Source organism: Serratia sp. CY31944 (genome assembly GCF_052169175.1).
Classification (GTDB): Bacteria; Pseudomonadota; Gammaproteobacteria; order Enterobacterales; family Enterobacteriaceae; genus Serratia; species Serratia sarumanii.
In genome coordinates this window covers 19,150-37,892 of the sequence record NZ_JBJNLG010000008.1, presented here as the reverse complement: position 1 = coordinate 37,892, position 18,743 = coordinate 19,150, and the positions used below count along the sequence as shown (strand labels likewise).

Here is an 18,743-nt window from a genome sequence, read left to right as displayed (position 1 = left end):
GGCGGCAATAGCGCGGTGGTCCCACCTGACCCCATGCCGAACTCAGAAGTGAAACGCCGTAGCGCCGATGGTAGTGTGGGGTCTCCCCATGCGAGAGTAGGACACTGCCAGGCATCAAATAAAACAACAAGCCTCATGCGAAAGCATGGGGCTTTTTGTTTTGTCTGTTATCTGGCGTTCTGCACGAGCATGGGCATGCGAAAGGCCCGTCGGGAACGGGCCTTAACGCCGCTCGCGGCGGCCCCGGAGGGGAGAGTCTCAGGATGAGACGAATTGTGTAGGACACTGCCAGGCATCAAACCAAGCCGAAAGCCCTGAACTGACGTTCAGGGCTTTTTGCTATGCGTAAAACGTAAAAAAGCGCAGCTACACTGCGCTGTTTCTCCGACAAAACAGCCAGAGAAAAGGCCCCGAAGGGCCTTTGATTAGGGTGTGTTTGCTTTTTTCACTTATTATTCGGTCAATGCGAGCTGCCCTGAGAGATGCCCAACCCGGTTTGCGAACGGACAAACTGAGCCCGGAAGCGTTCCCGCTCTTGCTGCCCGGCCAGCGAGCTGTCGGTGATCGAGAATAGCCAGGTACCGACAAAGGCGACAATCATCGAGAACAGCGCCGGATATTCATACGGGTAAATCGGTTTTTCATGGCCGAGGATCTGCACCCAGATCGTCGGGCCGAGGATCATCAGAATCACCGCCGTCAGCAGGCCCAGCCAGCCGCCAATCATCGCGCCGCGAGTGGTCAAACGCGACCAGTACATCGACAGGATGATGATAGGGAAGTTACAGCTGGCGGCGATGGAGAACGCCAACCCGACCATAAAGGCGATGTTCTGCTTCTCGAACAAAATCCCCAGGGCAATGGCGACAATGCCTAGCACCACAACGGTGATCTTGGATACTCTTAGTTCGTCGCGCTCGGTTGCCTTGCCGTTTTTCATCACGCTGGCGTACAGATCGTGAGAAACGGCCGAGGCGCCGGCCAGCGTCAGGCCTGCAACGACCGCCAGAATGGTGGCGAAGGCCACCGCCGAGATAAAGCCGAGGAAGAAGTTGCCGCCAACGGCATTGGCCAGGTGCACCGCCGCCATGTTGGTGCCGCCCAGCAGCGCGCCGGTGGCGTCTTTGAAGGCCGGATTGGCGCTGACCAACAAGATGGCGCCGAACCCGATGATAAAGGTCAGGATATAGAAATAACCGATAAAACCGGTGGCGTAGAACACGCTCTTGCGCGCTTCCTTGGCGTCACTCACGGTGAAGAAGCGCATCAGGATGTGCGGCAGACCGGCGGTGCCGAACATCAGCGCCAGGCCGAGCGACAGCGCGGAAATCGGATCGGAGACCAAGCCGCCTGGGCTCATGATGGCGATGCCTTTCGGATGCACCTTCACCGCTTCGGCGAACAGGGTATTGAAGTCGAAGTTAACCGACTTCATCACCATCAGCGCCATAAAGCTGGCGCCGGCCAGCAGCAGCACCGCCTTGATGATTTGCACCCAGGTAGTGGCCAGCATGCCGCCGAACAGCACGTACAGCACCATCAGGATACCGACCAAGATCACCGCCACGTGGTAGTTGAGCCCGAACAGCAGCTGGATCAGCTTGCCGGCGCCGACCATCTGTGCGATCAGATACAGCGCCACCACCACCAAAGAGCCGCAGGCCGACAGGGTACGGATCGGTTTCTGTTTTAGGCGGTAAGAGGCGACATCGGCAAAGGTATAGCGGCCGAGGTTGCGCAGGCGCTCCGCGATCAGGAACAGAATGATCGGCCAGCCGATGAGGAAGCCGATGGAATAGATTAGGCCGTCATAGCCCGAGGTGTAGACCAGGGCGGAGATGCCGAGAAACGAGGCGGCAGACATGAAGTCGCCGGCGATCGCCAGCCCGTTTTGCAGGCCGGTGATGCGCCCGCCCGCGGTGTAGTAATCCTGACGGGAACGGGTGCGTTTGGACGCCCAATAGGTGATGTAGAGCGTGGCGCCGACAAACAGGATAAACATCACGATCGCCTGGATGTTCAGCGGCTGACGATGCACTTCGCCGCCGATGGCTTCGGCACAGGCCAGACCGGGCAGCAACAGCAGCGCGGTGGCAGAGAATAAGCGCTTCATTGTTTCACCTCACGCAGAATTTCTGCGGTGAGGCGATCGAACTCGCCGTTGGCGCGAAACACGTAGATCCCGGTCAAGACGAAAGAGATCACGATCAGCCCGACGCCGACCGGGATCCCGCGGGTGATGGTCGATCCGGCGGCGATCGGCGTGCCGAGCCATTGCGGATCGAAGGCGATCAACAGAATAAAGCCGACGTACAGCGCCAGCGTAATCAGCGAAAGCAGCCAGGCGAACCGGCCGCGTTTTCTCACCAGCTCTTTAAAGCGCGGGTTTTCTTCAATCCCTTGATAAATGGTGTCATTCATCAGAGTGTCTCCAGTCGGTATTGAGAGATTACGCCGCGCCAGGGCCGCTCAACGGCGCGTTATCCGAATGAACGGCCTGAAGCGGCGTAAATTATGATGGCACTTTCATTGATTGTTTTTCTTCCAACAGCTTGTCGACTACGGCCGGATCCGCCAGCGTGGAGGTGTCCCCGAGGTTGCTGGTGTCGCCGGCGGCAATTTTGCGCAGGATACGCCGCATGATCTTGCCGGAGCGCGTCTTGGGCAGCGAATCTGTCCAGTGCAGCACGTCCGGCGTGGCGATCGGCCCTATCTCTTTGCGCACCCAGTTGCGCACTTCGGTATAGAGCTCCGGCGTCGGTTCTTCGCCGTGGTTCAGCGTGATGTAGGCGTAGATCGCCTGGCCTTTGATGTTATGAGGAATGCCGACCACCGCCGCTTCGGCGATTTTCGGGTGCGATACCAGCGCAGACTCGATCTCGGCGGTGCCCAGACGGTGGCCGGAGACGTTCAGCACGTCGTCGACGCGGCCGGTGATCCAGTAGTAACCGTCCTCGTCGCGACGGGCGCCGTCACCGCTGAAGTACATGCCTTTGAAGGTCGAGAAGTAGGTTTGCTCGAAGCGGTCATGATCGCCGAACAGGGTGCGTGCCTGGCCCGGCCAGGAGTCGACGATCACCAGGTTGCCTTCGCAGGCGCCTTCCTGCGGCGTGCCGACGTTATCGACCAGCGCCGGCTGTACGCCGAAGAACGGCCGCGTGGCGGAACCGGCCTTCAGCTCGGTGGCGCCCGGCAGCGGGGTAATCATGAAGCCGCCGGTTTCGGTTTGCCACCAGGTGTCGACGATCGGGCACTTTGCGTTGCCTATCTTGTTGTAGTACCACTCCCAGGCTTCCGGGTTGATCGGCTCGCCGACCGAGCCCATGATGCGCAGCGAATCGCGTCGGGTGCCTTCGATCGCCTTGTCGCCTTCGGCCATCAGGGCGCGAATGGCGGTTGGTGCGGTATACAGAATGTTGACCTGGTGCTTGTCGATCACCTGCGACAGGCGATTGACGCCCGGATAGTTAGGCACGCCTTCGAACATCAGCGTGGTGGCGCCGCAGGCCAGCGGGCCGTACAGCAGATAGCTGTGGCCGGTAACCCAGCCCACGTCGGCGGTGCACCAGTAAATGTCGCCGTCGTGGTAGTCAAACACATATTTAAAGGTCATCGCGGCGTACACCAGGTAGCCGCCTGTGGTGTGCAGCACGCCTTTCGGTTTGCCGGTCGAGCCTGAGGTGTACAGGATAAACAGCGGATCTTCGGCGTTCACTTCTTCCGGCGGGCAGTCGGCGGAGACGCCCTGGATCAGCTCATGCCACCACAGATCGCGCCCTTCCTGCCAGTAGCCCGGTTTCCCGGTGCGTTGGAACACCACCACGTTGGTGACGCTGACCACGCTGGGATTTTTCAGCGCATCATCGACGTTCTTTTTCAGCGGCACGGCGCGGCCGGCGCGCAGGCCTTCATCGGCGGTGATCACCAGCTTGGCGTTGGAGTCGATAATGCGCCCGGCGACCGCTTCCGGCGAGAAGCCGCCGAAGATCACCGAATGAACGGCGCCGATGCGCGCACAGGCCAGCATCGCGACCGCCGCTTCCGGCACCATCGGCATATAGATAGCCACCACGTCGCCCTTTTTCACGCCGAGCTTTTTCAGCACGTTGGCGAACTGGCAGACGTCATGGTGCAACTGTTTGTAAGTCACTTTTTTGGATTGGGTCGGGTCATCGCCTTCCCAGATAATAGCGGTTTGGTCGCCGCGCTCGGCCAAATGGCGATCCAGACAGTTGGCCGCCAGGTTCAACGTGCCGTCTTCAAACCAGCGAATGCTGACGTGGCCCGGATCGAACGAGGTATTTTTAACTTTGGTATAGGGTTTGATCCAATCCAGGATTTTGCCATGCTCACCCCAGAAAGCCTCTGGGTCTTGAACCGACTGTTGATAATACTCTTGGTATTGTGCCGGATTAATCAGGGCGCGTTCTGCAATTGCAGAAGGAATAGCGTGTTTATGCAGTTGGCTCATAGCTTTTCTCCTTGAAGTTGTTAATGATATGTCAACTGAAGGTTAAGTATAGTTTGCTACGATTCTTTGTTTCTTTTTTGCGCGGCAGATCACGCAACAAAGATATTGATTTGTAATCGTTCTGTCGCATTTGCAGGGCATATCTATCTCTTTGGTGCTTAAATCCCCATAAACCCGCATTTTTAACCAAAAACACTTATATAAAGAACAAAAAAGAATAAACAAAGACGGGGGGAACTGCCTCGATATTAATAGATACGCGCAGGGTCATAATTATTTCTCGCTATAAATCTTTTTGGATTATTTTTCGCTATTAATATTCGAAGTTGGTATTAACACCATATAACGATGGACGACACATCGTGAAATAACGTTTTATTAACCTTAATTCCTGATGAAAGGTCGGATGATACCTTATGGCATTCGCTCTGCAATATCGTTCGTTTTTTAATCTGAATATAAAGTGGCGCTGCATTTATGGCCGAAAGTGTCACTCGGTCAATTCTCATTTGTTTGACTTTTAAGCAACAAAATACAAACATTTTATGCGGATTAAATATGCAGAATGGGTGAAAAATAACGCACTTTAATGGCGTTCAAAAAATCGTCGCCGGCGTGCTTGTGTGCTTCATTGTATGAAAAATTATGTTTTTAATAACAAGCAATTATGCCGTTTGAAATAGTAACGCGAAATTTTTGTTATTCGATTCAGCGCTCAACCCTGACAAATCAAGGCTTGCAGAGCATGCCGCCCGGATGATACAGATTTATACTGCGTCGCACCCAGGGCAGGTGAACGCTTCCATTGAATTAACATAAGCCTGTAATAAATGATTAAGTATTCTTTTCGCCGTGTTGCGACTTTGTACGGCGAAAAGGGTCTTTGAGGACTTTTTGGGTATGAAAAGTGTAAAAATTAGCCTGGCTTGGCAAATCCTGATCGCGTTGGTACTGGGTATTATTGTTGGCGCGGTATTGCACAACCAGACCGAATCTCGTGAGTGGCTGGTGAGTAATATTCTCAGCCCGGCGGGCGATATCTTTATTCGTCTGATCAAGATGATTGTGGTGCCGATCGTTATTTCCACGCTGATCGTCGGTATTGCCGGCGTGGGCGATGCGAAAAAGCTGGGCCGCATCGGATTGAAAACCATTATTTACTTCGAAGTGATCACCACCGTCGCCATCGTGGTGGGGTTGACGTTGGCCAACGTATTCCAACCCGGCCACGGCATCGATATGTCGACGCTGACCACGGTGGACATTTCGCAGTATGAGAAAACCACCGAACAGGTGCAAAGCGGTTCGCACAGCCTGGTGGCGACCATTCTGTCGCTGATCCCGTCGAACGTCTTCTCGTCGATGGCCAAGGGCGACATGTTGCCGATTATCTTCTTCTCGGTGCTGTTCGGTCTGGGGCTGTCGTCGTTGCCGAAAGAGACCAAAGAACCGCTGCTGAAGGTGTTCAAGGCGGTGTCCGAAAGCATGTTCAAAGTCACCCACATGATCATGCGCTATGCGCCGATCGGGGTGTTTGGCCTGATTGCGGTCACGGTAGCCAACTTCGGTTTCGCTTCGCTACTGCCGCTGGCCAAGCTGGTGGTGCTGGTGTACTTCGCCATCGCGTTCTTCGCCCTGGTGGTGCTGGGGGCGGTCGCCCGGCTGTGCAACCTGCGCATCTGGACGCTGATCCGCATCCTGAAAGACGAACTGATCCTGGCTTATTCCACCGCCAGCTCGGAAACGGTGCTGCCGCGCATCATCGAAAAGATGGAGGCTTACGGCGCGCCCAAGTCGATCACCAGCTTCGTGGTGCCGACCGGCTACTCCTTTAACCTGGATGGCTCGACGCTGTACCAGAGCATCGCCGCCATCTTTATCGCCCAGCTGTACGGCATCGAGCTGTCGTTGGGGCAGGAGATCGTGCTGGTGCTGACGCTGATGGTCACCTCGAAAGGGATTGCCGGCGTGCCGGGCGTCTCGTTCGTGGTGCTGCTGGCCACGCTGGGCAGCGTCGGCATTCCGCTGGAAGGCCTGGCGTTCATCGCCGGCGTGGACCGTATCCTGGATATGGCGCGCACCGCGCTGAACGTCGTGGGTAACGCGTTGGCGGTATTGGTGATCGCCAAATGGGAGCACCAGTTCGATCGCAAGAAGGCGCTGGCCTACGAAACGGAGTTTCTGGCGCAGAAGGTGAAGCCGGCCAATCAGGCCTAATCGCCGAGTCTCGCCGATGTTAAAAACGCCCCGGGCAGTTGTGCCGGGGCGTTTTGTTTTTATGGCCCTTCAATCTGCCGCTTTCTTTTCTTTGTCCTATTGCGCGACTTGCATCCCCGCTTAACAGAATCTAAAGTGTTACCAAATTAATAGAAATGATAATAGATGTTATTATCATTTTCATTTGATGATGTATGGAGACACGCAAAAGCCGTTGAACGGCGGGGTTACGCCCGTTCGGCGTCTTTATTCGGGCTTATCAAAGGTAGGTAACATGTCGGACACCGCTTTGGCCTCTGAATGGTTGCCGCTGGCGCCAGCGCAGCTTGATTTCTGGGAAGAACACACCTTGCACCCCGGGCAGACCCTGTCCACCGTCGCACACTGCACCGAACTGTGCGGCGCAGTAGAGGAAGAGACGCTCTGCCGGGCGATCGCCACTACCCTCGCCGAGACGCAGGCGTTTGCCCTGCGCTTTGGTGAGCGGCGTGGCGACGCTCCTCCGCCGTTACGGCACGATCCACAACGCATACCGCCATTACAACGCATCGATCTGCAAACGCACGGCGATCCCTGGCAGGCGGCGCAAAGCCTGATGCGCGAAGATATCGCGCAGCGCCGGGCGCTGCACAGCGAGCCGCTAGCCGCCGCCTGGCTGCTCAAGCTGGGGCCGGAGCGCTACCTCTGGTACGTGCGTGCGCACCATATTCTGGTTGATGGCTTCGGCATGGCCTTGATTGAACACCGCTGCGCCGCGTTGTATGCGCACTATCTGGGTGAAGGCAGCGCGGGTATTCCCTTAGGCGCCTTTGACGCCTTTCAACAGGCCGAGCTGGCCTACGCTGATTCTGAGCGATGCGAGCGCGATCGGCGCTTTTGGCAGAGCTATCTGCCGCCGTCGCAGGCGCTGCCGACGGTGCGCAAGGGCGGTGAGGCCTATGGCGTGCGGCGTCTAAGCACCCACCACCGGCTGCCGGCGGCGGTATCGCAACGGCTGGCACAGCTGGCGGAACGCAGCGGCATCAATTGGCCCGACTTGCTGGTGGCGCTGTCGGCGGCCTGGCTGTTTCAGGTGATGCCGCGCGACACCCGACAAGGCGATACGCTGCCGATGTGGATGCCGGCGATGAATCGCCGCGGGCAGGCTGCCACCAACGTGCCTTCGCTGGCGGTCAACACGCTGCCGCTGCTGGTATCGCCACCCCCGTCGGCGACGCTGGGAGATTTTCTGATGACGATGGCGCAGCAACTGCGGGAGCTGCGCAGCCACGCCGGCTACCGCCTGCGTCAACTGGCCGCCGATCGCGGCGTGGAGCCAGGCTCGCGCTTCTTTATTTCTCCTTTCATCAACGTGCAACCCTTCGATGCGCCCCGGTTTACCGGCTGCAGCGGCACCCGCCGCGTATTGGCCGGCGGTTCGGGCGACGGTTTTAATCTGACTTATCGCGGCCGCACCGACGCCCGCGATCTGCAGGTCGATATCGATATTTATCTGGAACAGTTCCCGACGGAGGATGTGCTGGACTATGGCGAGGCGCTGCAAGAGTTTCTGTTGCGCGCGCTGCAGCGGGAAGCCTGGGAACAACCGCTGGCGGCTCTGACGGCGTTGCCTGCCTGATAAAGTGCGGGCGGGGGATGTCCCCGCCCGAGTTTTATGGCATCAGTTGGCCAGCAATGCCGCCACTTCGCGCGCGTTCTTGCATGGCAGGAGCGAACTGCTTACCAGTCGGGTGCCGAAAGCGTCATTGAGGCGCTCCGCCACCTGTTTGATATGCGGCAACTTCAGCCCCATGGTGATAAACGCCGTCTCTTCCCCCCATTCCGGGCGTGGCGTTACGCCGATCGCCTGCCAGTAAATAGTCAGGATCTCTGCGCTGCGCGCCAAAGGCGCGTTCGGCGGCGCCGCCGCACAGGCGTTCAGCGCCGGCGCGGTTTGCTGGTCGCTCAGATCGGCGCGGATGCGATGGCGGTCGGTTTTGCCGTTGGCGGACAGCGGCAGCGCCTCGGCATGGATAAAGCGCGTGGGAATATGGGTGCAGGGCAGATAGCCGGTGGCGAAGGCGCGGATCTCGGACAGCGGCAGCGGTTTGCCGTCGCGGGTCAGATACAGGGCGCCGAGCGCCGCTTCGTTGTTCTCTCCGCTGGGATAGTCCACCACCACCATATCCAGGATCGCCGGATGGCGGCGCAGCACATCTTCGATTTCCGGCAACGAGACGCGCACACCGCGGATCTTCACATAGCCGTTCACCCGGGTGGCGAACATGATGTTGCCGTCCGCACGGTAGTAGCCCTGATCGCCGGTGCGGAAAGCGCGCAGCGGTTGCCCGTCCGGCCCTTCGAGGGTGACGAAGTCATGCTGCTTCAGCTCCCCCTGCTCCAGATAGCCCAACGCCAGGTTGACCCCGGCGGTATGAATGCGGCCGACCACGCCGGCCGGGCAGTGGCTGCCGTCGTCATGGCAGATGAAGTAGCGGTTGGCCGGCAGCGGGCGGCCGTAAGGCACGGTGCCGCTCTCCTGCGGGGCGATCGGGTGCCAGATGCTCCAGATGGTGGTTTCGGTCGGCCCGCCGAGCGAGAACAGCGCGAGATCCGGGCGCAGGGTGCGCAGGGTTTGCACCGTCGCCGGCTTGATGTAGTCGCCGCCTTGCGCCACCAGGCGCAGCGAACGCAGGCTGTCGGCCGTTTTGCAGGTGAGTAGCATCTCCAGAATGGCGGGCACCGAACACCACAGGGTGACCCGGTGCTTTTCCACCAGCTGGTTCCAGCTGATGGCGTCCTTTTCCTGATGCGGCGCCGGCAGCACCAGCGTGGCGCCGGCGCACAGCGAACCGAACAGATCGAACATCGACATGTCATGGTGTGGCGGCGTGACGGAAATGAATACGTCGTCGGCGGTGACCGCCCAGCGTTGCTGAGTCTGGTGGACGACGTTGGCGGTGGCGCGGTTGTTGAGCACCACGCATTTGGGTTTACCGGTGGTGCCGGAGGTATACAGGTAGTAGCTCGCGGCCTGGCTGGCGCTGCGTTCCGCCAACGTCTGTTCATCCGGCAGCGCAGGCGCGCGATCCGTCGGCGCCAGCAGGGCCGCCGGCGTTACGCCGATCGGCGTCTCCAGATCGCCGCCGTGCACCACCAGCGTCGGCCGGCAGTTTTCCAGCAGGTAGGCGGTGCGCTCCGGCGGCGAGTTGATATCGACAGGCACCCAGATCACGCCCTGCAGGGCGCAGGCGAGGCTGAAGATGATCTGTTCCGGGCTGCGCGACAGATACAGCGCCACCACGTTGCCCGGCTGCACGCCGCGGCTCTGCAGGTTGGCGATCGCCGTGGCGATCCGCTGGCCCAGTTCGCGGTAGGTCAGCGTCTGTTCGCCGCAGATCAGCGCGTTGCCGCCGTTTTGTACGCCAAACAGCCGCTCGGCCAGCTGCGCCAAATAAGGATAAGGTGCGTAATTCGCTTCGCTGTCGTTGTGGCGGTAATGAGTCAGATCGATGAAGTCCCGCGGCGCGATCGCCAGGTCGGCCCGTTGGCAGCTGTGCAGGATGCGTCGCTGCAGTGCCGCCAGCATGGCTTCTACCTGCTCGCCGTGCAGCGCCTGCTCGGCGTAGTCCACGCACAGCTGCAGGTTTTTTTCGCTGTCCAGCGTCAGGCGAATGTCGATGGCGACCTGCGGCGTTTGGGTCAGGCCGTCGTGGAAGCGCACCGGCGCCTCGGCCGGCAGCGTTTCCCAGCCCAGGCAGTTGGTCAGGATCACCGGCAGCGCCGGGCCGCCCTGGCTTTGGCCGAGCAACTGCCGCGCCAGATCGACGCCGGAAAACGTCAGGTGGTCGAGCGCGCCGAGCACGTCGTCCTGTAAGGCTTGCGCGCGCTGGATAAAGTCTTCGCCGTGGCGGGAATAGCGCACCGCCACGAAGCTGGAGGCGTTGCCCAGAGCGCCGTCGGCGGCGGGAAACGCTACCGGCACGCCGACGCACAGCTCGCCGTCGGTGGTCCAGTGGGCCAGCGTATCGAGGATCAGCGCCGACAGCAGGCTGTTGCGCAGCAGCGCATGCGGCGATCCCAGACGGCCAAGCTGTTTTATCGTATCGCGCGGCAGCGTCAGGCTGGCGCGGCGATAGCGCGATGAGGTGAGATTGGCGAGCGGGGCGCGCCACGGCAACGCCGACGGCGTGGTGACATCCTGCAGCTTTTCGCGCCAGTAGGCGGCGTCGGCCTGGCGCTGCGCCGCCGATGCGGTGGGGAGCGGCAGCGCGGCGGCGGTCGGCGTCAGAGGGCGATCGTCGAACAGGCGTGCGATCACGGTGGAGATCCCTTGGCCGTCGAGGATCAAGGCATCGAAACTGGTAAAGATCAGCGTATCGTACGGCGATCCCGTCGGATCCTGCTGTTCGGCAAGTTGGATCACGGCGATGCGCCACAGCGGTTGGCTCGGATCGTGGCGCTGGTGGGAGTAACGCTCGCGCAGTTGTTCGACCTGGCGCTGCGCCGCTTCGCCATCAAGGGCGCGCAGATCGTGACGATCCAGATGCAGCGTCACCTCCGGGCGTACGTGCTGCGTGCCGCGCTGCACATCGATGCAGGTGCGCAACGCCGGGTAGTGCTGTACCAGCTCGCTCAGGCGCGCTTCAAAGCGCGGCATATCCGGCTGCCGGGCGCGGTATTCGCGAAAGTCGTGCATCGCCACGCCGCCGAGCGGCCATCGATCGCTGCGGCCCAGAAGATAGGCCTGCTGCAGTGCGGTTAATGCTGTCTCCATGGTACTTCCCTATAGTCGCTAACCGATTAAAACGAGCCGGGCGCCGCGCGCCCGGAAACCGATCTCAGTGCTGCGGCGCCAGCGCGGCGAGCAGCGTTTTCGCATGCTTTCCTGCCTCGGGCGAGCGTTGGCAGATCAGCGCCGCCAGCGCCGCAGGGGAGGAATGCGCCGCCAGATCCTGCGCCGTCAGCGCCGCCGCCAGATACTTGTTGAGCACCGTCAGCAGCGCGTTCACCCCGGCATCCGGCAAGGCCAACCGGCGGATATCGTCGTGGTCGCGCAAGCCGGCCCCGGGGGCCACCCGCGCCAGCAGCCGATGCAGCACCTGGCGCACCGGTGCCTGCTGCGCCAGCGCGTCGGGTGTGCATTGCGCCAACAGCTGCGACAGCGGGCGATCGAACGCCTCCGTTTGCCGCGCGGCCAAGTGCAGCAGCGCCCGGTAACAGGCCAGCAGGCGTGGCAGCACCTGCTCGGGGAACGCATCCAGCCGCACGTCCCAGTTGATCAGAATGCCGTCGTCGACGTGGGCGACCTGCGCATCCAGCGCCACCTGCGGCCCCTGAGAGATGACCCAGCCGAGATGGCCGAAGGTGTCGGTGACCCGTTCGGAAAACAGCGTCTTGCCGCGGATGCCAAAACCGGCGGTAAACACCACCGGCGAAGGCTGCAGGCTGCCGTGCAGGCGCGACAGATCGCGCATCACGCTGACGCCGGGGTAATCCGCATGCTCGATCAGCTCCGCCAGCTGTGCCATCAGGCGCCGGCAGAAAGCGCTCAGATTTTCCGTCGGGTTCAGCTCCACGCCGAGCAGCACCAGGTTAGAGAAATCGCCGATGAGGCGATGCGCGTCCTCCCGTTCGCTCTCGCGGTGGAACAGCGGCACGTTGAGCCGAAAGCGCGTCATGTTCCAACCCTGGCCGACGGCCAGCGCGAACAGCGCTAAAAACAGCGTCGAGAGCGAGGTGTGATGCCGTTTGGCGGCGCTCTCCAGCGCGCGGCTTTCTTCCGCATTCAGCTGTACGGCCAGGCGATCGCTGCGGCAGCGGTCCGGCGTGCGCAGCAGGTGCGGCGCCGGCGGCACCTGCGCCAGGCGCTCACGCCACCAACGCTGGCCGCGTTCGCGCCGCTGGCGCAGCGCCTCGTCGGCGTCGCGCCGTTCGAGGTGGTCGAAGTAGGCCGGCGGCACGTCATGGGGGGGCGCCGGCGGGCACTGGTAATAAAACGCCGTCAGATCTTCCATCAACAGGCGAAAGCTCATGGCATCGCCGGCGATCATATCGAGATCGACATGCAGGCGGCTGCGCCCTTCCGGCAACAGGCTCAGGCTGATATCGCAGGGCACGCCCTGTTCCAGAGGCAGCAGCTGGGTGCTTTTCGCCTGGCGTTTGGCGGCGAGCGCGGCCGCCAGCGTCGCTTCATCGGCATGTTGCCAGTCGTCGATATGCAAGGTGTGCCGGGGGCCGGGAGGCGCGATCGTCTGCCGGCCATCATCGGTAATGCGCAGGCGCAACAGCGGATGATGCAGGTACAGCGCATCAACGGCCTGGCGTAGTCGGGCGAGATCCAGCTCGCCGCCGTCGAATTCCGCATACAGGTGGGCGGCCATGCCGCCGAGGGGAGGAGCGGACTGTCGGCCTACCCAATAGGCGGCCTGCATCGTGGTCAAAGCTTTCATCGGGTATCCATTTTGATTCAGCCAACGAGACTGCAAGAATATATCCAAATGTTAATAGGAATGAAAATTATTATTATTTAATCCATTTGGCGCGAAGGTGCTATTTATAAGGGGTTTTAGCGATGCCGGGCAGGTAGGGCTTTGGAGGTGAATAATTTATCTATATTATTCTTAGCATTGAAATGATTGCTTGTTATTGCAGCGCTTGTTTTACCTGCAAAAATATAAGGCTTTCTGGCTGTTTCCGTGCTCGGCTCCTCATCTTTGTTGATAATGATTTGCATTAGAAAATGCAAAATATTATCATTCTTAACACTCTTTTACGTTTTTATACAAGCTGCCGGCCGCTTCGCCGGCGGCTTGGCCGTGGACGGGGCCGCGCTCGTTTGGCCGCGAAAAACATGGGTTTGCCGCAGGGATAAGCAACAGCAAGGCCGGGAAGGCCGCAGCGTCATGGTCTGTGTGAGTGTCGATGTAGGTTGTGTAAAAAAAATCAAATTTTGTGCACCTCTGGGATGAAAGGAGAAGACATCTATGGGCAAGCATTTTGCGGCTCAACGGCATGAAAGCGTAGGAAACGGGGAAAAAGCGGGGATGAAAGCCATTGGGGCGTTTTCCTCCGTATTTTTAGGGGTTTGTTCACTGGCGATCGGTAACGTCAACGCGGCGGAAACGAAGAGCAACGAAACCTACCAGGACGCGGAAACGCTGCTGGTTACCGGTGAGAAGGTCAAACGTTCTATTTTCGACACCAGTTCCAGCGTGCAGGTGTTCGACAGCAACCGCATCGCATCGATGCCCGACGCAGTGCAGATCCCCGATCTGCTGCGCATGACCCCCAACGTGGTGGATCTGGGCATCGGCAACGAACTTCCGACCGTGCGCGGTATCGACGGTTCCGGTCCGAACGTCGGCGCCAACGCCTTCCTCAGCGGCACCCGCCCGCGCCTCAACCTGTCGTTGGACGGCCGTTCGCTGACCTATAACGAACAGGCGTTCGGCCCGCAGTCGCTGTGGGATCTGGATCGCGTTGAAGTGTTCCTCGGCCCGCAAAGCTACATTCAGGGGCGCAACGCCATCGCCGGCGCCATCGTCATGGCCAGTAAAGATCCGACCTTCGAGTGGGAAAGCGCCTTCAAGGGCGGCGCCGGCAACCAACACTCTTCGCAACTGGCCGCCATGGCGTCCGGCCCGCTGGTGGAAGATCAGCTGGCGTTCCGCGTGAGCGTCGATCGCCAGCGCCGCCGCAGCGAGGCCGATCTGCCGGCCTATGCGCCGGTGGGCGATCCGCGAGAAGTGGAAGCCACCACCGCCCGCGCCAAGCTGTTGTTCAATCCGGCCGGCTTGCGCGATCTGACTACCAAACTGACCTTTAACCATTTCGGCAGCACCGCACCACAGAACGAAAGCCTCAACCCGCAGCCGCACCCAACCAATCCGCGCCACGATCCGCGCCGCGCCGTGTTCAAAAGCAACATGAACAGCACCATCTGGGATCTGGCCTGGGAGGCCTCCGATGCGCTGACGTTGGAAAACCGCGTTATCTATACCGATTTCAACATTAACCGTCCTACCGCTTACAACATCCAATACGCCGAGATTGACGGCCAGGAAGTTCACGTAGAGCCGGTGGTGCGCTTCGGCGGCGCGGACAGTCGCCTGCACGGGCTGGCTGGGCTGCGTTACTTCCACGGTACGCAGGATGAGTTCGTCAACATCTTCGGCGGATCGACCTTCAAGGATAAAACCGATACCCATTCGGCGTTCGCTGAGCTGACCTATGCGCTGACGCCGCAGGTGGACGTGACCGCCGCCAGCCGTCTGGAACGCGAACACCGCCGCCGCGACGGCGGCAGTCAGGCGGTGCGTATCGACTTCGATGAAACCTACACCGTGTTCCTGCCGAAGCTGGACGTGGCCTGGAAACCGACGGATACCCAAACCTACGGCGCCAAGATCGCGCGCGGCTATAACGCCGGCGGCGGCGGCATCACGATCGGCACGCCGGTGGTCAGCTATACCTACGGTTCCGAGTATGTCTGGAACTATGAGCTGTACACCCGCCATCACCTGAAAGACGCCAACGTGGTGCTGACGGGTAACATCTTCTACAACGATTACAAAGACATGCAGCTGCCGTACTCGTTGGGTGAGAACTCCAGCGTGATCCGCAACGCCGACAAGGTGGAAACCTACGGCGCGGAAATCGGCGCCACCTGGCAGCCGCGTTGGGACTTTGAACTGTTCGGCAACCTCGGCCTGCTGAAAACTGACATCAAGAAATTCTCGGGCAGCGGCGTGGAAGGGCATGAGCTGGCGCGCGCACCGGCTTACACCGCCAATATGGGCGCCAAATATCAGTTCCTGAAAGGGTGGGAGCTGAGCAGCAACGTGGCGTTTTCGGACTCCTATTACTCGGCGTATGACAACGATTCGCGCGGGCGTATCGGCTCCTATTGGACGGCCAACGCCCAGCTGGCTTACACCTTCGACTACGGCCGCGCCACGCTGTATGCGAAAAACCTGTTTGATTCCGACCGCCGCGAGATGGTCAGAAGTAATGACATCTACACGGCGACCCTGCAGCGAGGCCGCCTGGTCGGCGCGGCGGTTGAGCTGAATTTCTAACGCTATCGCGATGACGGGGGACGAATGTCCCCCGTTTTATGCGCTATCCCGGCACGGCCGGGCAGAGGAGATAACGCAGTGATCGGTGATTTTGACAGCATTCTGAGCGATGAAGAGGCCCAGCGGCTGGAGAGCGCGTTTCAGGCGCTGGGCGCGGCGTCGGCGAGCGGCGAGCGGCCGGTGAGCGAAGCCGAAGAGCGGGCATGGTTTGCCCATCTGCAGCAGGGTGACGCACGCGGGCAGCGGGCGTTGGCCTGGCGTTTGACGGGGGATGTGGATATCGCCCAATTGACGGCGGCGCTGCAGGCGCTGGTGCGGGAAACGCCGGGCGTGGACGTGCGCTACGTTTTTGATGACGAAAACGGCCTGGTGAAACGCCCCGCCGGCTCGGCGCCGTTGCCGGTGAGCCTTCGTCAGGTGGCGGACGAAAAACAGGCCATTTGTCGCCTGCTGCAAGCGCAGGCAACGCCGTTTGTACTGGAAAGCGAAGCGCCGTTGCGCTGCCTGCTGTTGCTCACGCCGGGCGATAACGTGATTTTGGGCGTGGTCTTGCATGACATCCTGGCGGAAACGCTGCCGTGGCGTCATCTGCCGGCGATGCTGTCCGCCCGTTATAACGGGGACGCGATGCCTCTGCCTTTCGCGGCGGAGCCGGTCGAGCTGGTGGAAACTCCGGAGCCGCAGCTGCCGTGGGTGCGCCAGGCGGTCTCACTGCAGGATTATCGCAGCCCGGCGCAGCGCGCTGAAGCCTTACCGACGGTGGGCGCGCGCGTGGTCACGCGCATTGCGCGCTCGCTGTTGCCCGCCAACGACACGCCGCGGGCGCTGCTGGCGGCGGTGGCGGCGCGGTTTGCCGAGTTCGTCGCCGCGCAGGCCGGCGGCCAAGCGGTGCAGCTGTGCGTGCCGGCGGCGGATACGGCGGAGTACGTCGGCCTGGAGCTGGGCCTGACGGCGCCGCCGCTGATGCGCCTGACCGTGCAGCATGGCGAGGGCGACGCCGGGCAGCGGCTGCTGGCGCAAACCGTGGCTGAACAGCCGGACCCGCAACGGGCGCAGCTGCTGGTGGCTTGGCGCGACGATCTGGCCGCAGAGTGGCGGCTGGAAGGCGTTTACGCCGAACGCCTGTTGCTGCCGCCGCTGCATACGCCGTTTGAGCTGGCGCTGCTGCTGGGATTGCCGGAGGCGGAAGCGCTGACGCTCGAGCTGGTCACCGATCCGCGCCTGTCTCCGCATGTGGCGCCTTTCCTGCTGGAGCAGTTCAGCGCCTTCCTGGCCGGGCAGCGGATTGCCGTCGCATTGCCGGCGGCTGAGTCCGTTTCCCCGGCGATGGCCGCGCCGGCGGCGAACGGCGACGCGGACGAAAGCGTTGCACCGCTGATTTTGCAGGAGTTCCGTGAGGCGCTGGTGGCGCCGGAAATGACCCTGGATGAAGACTTCTTCGATCGCGGCGGCCATTCGCTGGTGGCCACCCGGGTGATCGGCCGTTTGCTGAGCCTGCATCAGATCGAAATCAACATTAACGACCTGTTCAGCCATCCGACGGCGCGCGGGTTGGCGGGCTATGCCAAACGCCTGAACGTTGCGCAGCCGAATGCCGCGGTGGCCACCGCCGACGATCATGATCGGGCGCAGGCACCGCTGTCGCTGGCGCAGGAATCGCTGTGGAAGGTGTATGAAGCCTTCGGCCATGACGAGATTTTCAACCTGCCGTTCTCTCTGCGCTTCTTCGATGCGGTGGATGAAACGGCGCTGCGTCAGGCGTTTATCGACGTCATGACTCGCCATACCGTGCTGCGTTCACGCTTCGTCGAGCAGCAGGGCGCGGTGGTGCAGGTGGTGGTGCCGGCCGCCGAGCTGCCGGAGTACCAGTGGTTCCGCTTCTCCCACGAGACGCCGGCGGGCAACGCCGCCGCCCTGTTGGCCGACGCCGGCCAGCACCGGTTCGATCTGGCCGCCGAGCTGCCGCTGCGCGTCGCGCTGCTGCGCGATGCGGACAACGGTCAGCAGCTGCTGTCGCTGCTGTTCCACCATGTGGTGCTGGATGAATGGTCGCTCAACCTGATGATGGATGAATTGGGCGTCGCCTACCGCCATCGCGTCGTCGGCCAGGCGCCGCAGTGGAGCGGGCAGCCGCCGCAGTTCCACACCTTCGCCCGGCAGCAGCGGGCCTCCGGGGTGCAGCAGCAACATCTGGACTACTGGCTCGACGCGCTGCGCGGCGCGCCGGTCGGCCAGCCGATCTTCCGGCAAGAGCCATCCACCCACCCGGCGGTGCCGGCACCGGCGGACGTCAACGGCGGCTGGCTGGAGTTCGAGGTCGATCCCGCCGTGGCGGAAGGCCTGTATCAGCTCGCCCGCCGCAACAACGCTTCGCTGTTCAACGTGGTGTATGCCGGGATTACCTCGGCGCTGCACCTGCTTGGCGGCCCGGCGGATCTGTTGGTGGGCACCTCGACCTCCGGCCGTAACGACGCCGAGTTCTTCGATACCGTCGGCTACTTCACCACCGTGGTGGTGCACCGCGTGCGCTTCGACGAGGGGCTGACGGTGGCCGGGTTGGTCAGCCAGGTGAAAAACACCATCAACGGCTCGCTGCCGTACACCGATATTCCAATCGATCTGGTGGAGGAAGGGCTGTTCGGCGTGGACGCCGACCGCAAGAACCACATGTTCGAAGTGTTTATCCAGATCCACAGCCGCATCAAGCTGAACGGCGAGTTCCGGCTGCAGGACGGCAGTGCGATCGCCTACCGCCAGGTGGAGCCGGAAAAAGCCGAGTCGCTGCTCGGCCTGCAGTTTGAGGTGATGGAAGACGATCTGGCCGGGGCGAAATCCCTGCGGGTGATGATGACCTACCGCCAGGATCACTACAGCCGGGAGCAGGCCAATCTGATCGCCGACGGCGTTCAGCACGTCTTTACCCAGTTTGCGCAGCACATCGCTGGCGATATCGCTCTGGCGGCGCTGCCGCCCGGGCCGCAGGCATGACGTTGTTT

Annotated in this window: 9 protein-coding genes and 1 rRNA gene; 5 read left to right on the top strand and 5 right to left on the bottom strand. The window is 61.1% G+C overall.

Annotation, left to right across the window (positions count from 1 at the left end; all coding sequences use genetic code 11):
- Positions 1-113: ribosomal RNA gene (gene rrf / locus ACJ8IN_RS10945) — 5S ribosomal RNA — on the top strand; the annotation flags it as partial.
- A gap of 347 nt (positions 114-460) precedes the next feature.
- Here rrf and actP read toward each other — a convergent pair.
- The 3 genes from actP to acs form a co-directional block, all read right to left on the bottom strand.
- Positions 461-2,113, bottom strand: a complete 1,653-nt coding sequence (actP, locus tag ACJ8IN_RS10940) for a cation/acetate symporter ActP (protein WP_151266206.1) — start codon at positions 2,111-2,113, stop codon at positions 461-463.
- Complete coding sequence (locus tag ACJ8IN_RS10935; protein ID WP_004930047.1) at positions 2,110-2,421, bottom strand: DUF485 domain-containing protein; 312 nt, start codon at positions 2,419-2,421, stop codon at positions 2,110-2,112. The genes actP and ACJ8IN_RS10935 overlap by 4 nt, the downstream gene beginning before the upstream one ends.
- A 91-nt stretch (positions 2,422-2,512) precedes the next feature.
- Positions 2,513-4,471, bottom strand: coding sequence for an acetate--CoA ligase (gene acs / locus ACJ8IN_RS10930; protein ID WP_033649947.1), 1,959 nt, complete (start codon positions 4,469-4,471; stop codon positions 2,513-2,515).
- A gap of 900 nt (positions 4,472-5,371) precedes the next feature.
- Here acs and gltP point away from each other — a divergent pair.
- Together gltP and ACJ8IN_RS10920 are read left to right on the top strand one after the other, a co-directional pair.
- A complete protein-coding gene (gltP, locus tag ACJ8IN_RS10925; protein ID WP_015376334.1) occupies positions 5,372-6,688 on the top strand; it encodes a glutamate/aspartate:proton symporter GltP in 1,317 nt (438 codons plus the stop codon).
- Between the two features lie 274 nt (positions 6,689-6,962).
- Positions 6,963-8,306, top strand: coding sequence for a condensation domain-containing protein (locus ACJ8IN_RS10920; protein WP_033636741.1), 1,344 nt, complete (start codon positions 6,963-6,965; stop codon positions 8,304-8,306).
- A gap of 42 nt (positions 8,307-8,348) precedes the next feature.
- On the opposite strand, the gene ACJ8IN_RS10915 is transcribed toward ACJ8IN_RS10920, so the two are convergent.
- Both ACJ8IN_RS10915 and ACJ8IN_RS10910 read right to left on the bottom strand, forming a co-directional pair.
- On the bottom strand, positions 8,349-11,444 hold the full coding sequence (locus ACJ8IN_RS10915; RefSeq protein WP_308325356.1) for an amino acid adenylation domain-containing protein: 3,096 nt from the start codon (positions 11,442-11,444) through the stop codon (positions 8,349-8,351).
- 64 nt (positions 11,445-11,508) lie between these two features.
- Complete coding sequence (locus ACJ8IN_RS10910; protein WP_197847311.1) at positions 11,509-13,119, bottom strand: condensation domain-containing protein; 1,611 nt, start codon at positions 13,117-13,119, stop codon at positions 11,509-11,511.
- A gap of 534 nt (positions 13,120-13,653) precedes the next feature.
- On the opposite strand from ACJ8IN_RS10910, the gene ACJ8IN_RS10905 reads away from it, so the two are divergent.
- Both ACJ8IN_RS10905 and ACJ8IN_RS10900 read left to right on the top strand, forming a co-directional pair.
- Positions 13,654-15,747 (top strand): TonB-dependent receptor, encoded by a 2,094-nt coding sequence (locus ACJ8IN_RS10905; RefSeq protein ID WP_033636744.1) that lies wholly within the window; start codon positions 13,654-13,656, stop codon positions 15,745-15,747.
- Positions 15,748-15,825: 78 nt separating this feature from the next.
- A complete protein-coding gene (locus ACJ8IN_RS10900; RefSeq protein WP_060422727.1) occupies positions 15,826-18,735 on the top strand; it encodes a condensation domain-containing protein in 2,910 nt (969 codons plus the stop codon).
- The last annotated feature ends 8 nt before the right edge of the window (positions 18,736-18,743 follow it).

Bases quoted from the DNA above. Each gene is read 5' to 3' on its own strand.
- ACJ8IN_RS10915 (WP_308325356.1), bottom strand. From the start codon at position 11,444: ATGGAGACAGCATTAACCGCACTGCAGCAGGCCTATCTTCTGGGCCGC.
- actP (WP_151266206.1), bottom strand. From the start codon at position 2,113: ATGAAGCGCTTATTCTCTGCCACCGCGCTGCTGTTGCTGCCCGGTCTG.
- ACJ8IN_RS10920 (WP_033636741.1), top strand. From the start codon at position 6,963: ATGTCGGACACCGCTTTGGCCTCTGAATGGTTGCCGCTGGCGCCAGCG.
- gltP (WP_015376334.1), top strand. From the start codon at position 5,372: ATGAAAAGTGTAAAAATTAGCCTGGCTTGGCAAATCCTGATCGCGTTG.
- acs (WP_033649947.1), bottom strand. From the start codon at position 4,471: ATGAGCCAACTGCATAAACACGCTATTCCTTCTGCAATTGCAGAACGC.
- ACJ8IN_RS10905 (WP_033636744.1), top strand. From the start codon at position 13,654: ATGGGCAAGCATTTTGCGGCTCAACGGCATGAAAGCGTAGGAAACGGG.
- ACJ8IN_RS10935 (WP_004930047.1), bottom strand. From the start codon at position 2,421: ATGAATGACACCATTTATCAAGGGATTGAAGAAAACCCGCGCTTTAAA.
- ACJ8IN_RS10910 (WP_197847311.1), bottom strand. From the start codon at position 13,119: ATGAAAGCTTTGACCACGATGCAGGCCGCCTATTGGGTAGGCCGACAG.